The 1,921-nt window shown below is 73.9% G+C and carries 1 protein-coding gene and 2 pseudogenes; all 3 read left to right on the forward strand.

Annotated elements, in window-relative coordinates:
- Positions 1-271, forward strand: a pseudogene (locus AB0M20_RS40875) (efflux transporter periplasmic adaptor subunit); the annotation flags it as partial.
- Positions 268-948 (forward strand): annotated as a pseudogene (locus AB0M20_RS40880) (ABC transporter ATP-binding protein); the annotation flags it as partial. The pseudogenes AB0M20_RS40875 and AB0M20_RS40880, both read left to right, overlap by 4 nt.
- A 2-nt stretch (positions 949-950) precedes the next feature.
- Positions 951-1,921: ABC transporter permease (locus tag AB0M20_RS40885; RefSeq protein ID WP_364306621.1), on the forward strand; the 971-nt coding region annotated here is incomplete at its 3' end.

A 1,921-nucleotide genomic window follows, 5' to 3' on the forward strand; every position in this document is an offset into this window, starting at 1 on the left:
GGCGCCGACGCCCCGGCCCGGGATGAGCGCGGTGGTGCGGCTGCGCGTCCGTGAGGCCGACGATGCGGTGACCGTGCCGGCCTCCGCGGTCGTCGACTCCGGCGGGCAGGACGCGGTCTGGGCGGTCCGCGGCGGCAAGGCCGAGCGCGTGCCGGTCACGCTGGGCGTGCAGGGGGAGGACGTCGTCCAGGTCACCGCCGGCCTGCAGGACGGGCAGCGGATCGTCGTGTCCGGCGCCGACCGGGTCACGCCCGGCCAGGAGCTGCCGTGACCGCTGCCGCGGGCTCCCCGGCGATCGTGGCCACCGGCGTCGCCCGCACCTACGAGCTGGACGGTGTCTCGGTGCCCGCGCTGCGCGGCGTCTCGATCACCGTGGACGACGGCGACTACGTGGCGATCGTCGGGGCCTCCGGCTCCGGCAAGTCGACCCTGATGCATCTGCTCGGCGCGCTGGACCGGCCGACCGCGGGCACGCTGCTGATCGGCGGGCGCGACGTCAGCGAGCTCTCGCCGGCCGAGATGGCCCGTCTGCGCAACGAGACCATCGGCTTCGTCTTCCAGTCGTTCCACCTGCTGACCCGCACCACCGCGCAGGACAACGTCGCCCTCCCGCTCGTCTACCGCGGGGTCGGCCGCCGCGAGCGGCGCGAGCGCGCCGCCGCGATGCTCGAGCGGGTCGGCCTGGCGCACCGCATCGGCCACCGGCCCAACCAAATGTCCGGCGGCGAGCAGCAGCGCGTGGCGATCGCCCGCGCCCTGGTCACCGGCCCTTCCGTGCTCCTCGCCGACGAGCCCACCGGCAACCTCGACACGACCACCGGCGGCGCGGTGCTGGAGCTGCTCGAGTCCCTCAACGCCGAGGGTGTCGCGGTCGTGCTGGTCACCCACGACCGCGAGGTCGCCGCTCGGGCCCGCCGCCAGATCCTGATGCGAGACGGCGTGATCGTCGAATGAGGGTCATGGAGGCGTGGCGGGTCGCGATCGACGCGCTCCGCGCGAACCGGCTGCGCAGCATCCTGACCATGCTCGGCGTGGTGATCGGCGTCGCCGCGGTGGTCGCGCTGGTCGGCATCGGCACCGGCACCAAGCAGCAGATCGAGCAGCAGGTCGAGGGCCTCGGCTCCAACCTGCTCCTGGTGGTGCCCGGCCGGCTCGAGGCGAACGCCGCGCCGACCGCCTCCACGCTGACGCTGGACGACGTCGACAACGTGGTGCGGGTGGTCGGCGACCGGTCCCGGGTGGCGGTCACGGTCAGCTCCGGCGAGACCATCCGGGCCGGCAGCCGCAGCAGCTTCGCCAGCATGCAGGGCGTCCTGGAGACGACGCCGGACGTCTTCGTCCGCAAGCTCGACCGTGGCCGCTACTTCACCCGGTCCGACGTCAGCACCGGCCGGCGGGTCGCCGTGCTCGGCGCCGGCGTGGCCCGTCAGCTGTTCGGCGATCGCGACCCGATCGGGCGGCAGGTCACCATCGGTGGCGTCCGGTTCCGGGTCACCGGCACGTTCGAGCAGCTCGGGCAGAGTCTCGGCGTCGACCGGGACAGCGAGGTGCACGTACCGATCACCGCCGCGCAGCGGCTCCTCGGCACCGACCGCGTCGACGGCCTGGCGATCCGGGCGCCCGATCGCGAGCGCATCGGCGCGCTCGGCGACGCCGTGGTCGCCGCCCTGGTCAAGCAGCATCCGGACACCGACTTCAGCGCGGTCACGCAGGAACAGATCCTCGGCGTGCTGGGCGACATCCTCGGGGTGCTCACCGGCGTGCTGGCCGCCATCGCCGGGATCAGCCTGCTCGTCGGCGGCGTCGGCGTCTCCAACATCATGCTGGTCTCGGTGCGCGAACGCACCAAGGAGATCGGTCTGCGCAAGGCGGTCGGCGCCCGGCCCCGCGACATCGGCGTGCAGTTCCTGCTCGAGGCGGT

It is taken from the genome of Actinoplanes sp. NPDC051633, from assembly GCF_040681735.1.
Lineage (GTDB): Bacteria > Actinomycetota > Actinomycetes > Mycobacteriales > Micromonosporaceae > Actinoplanes.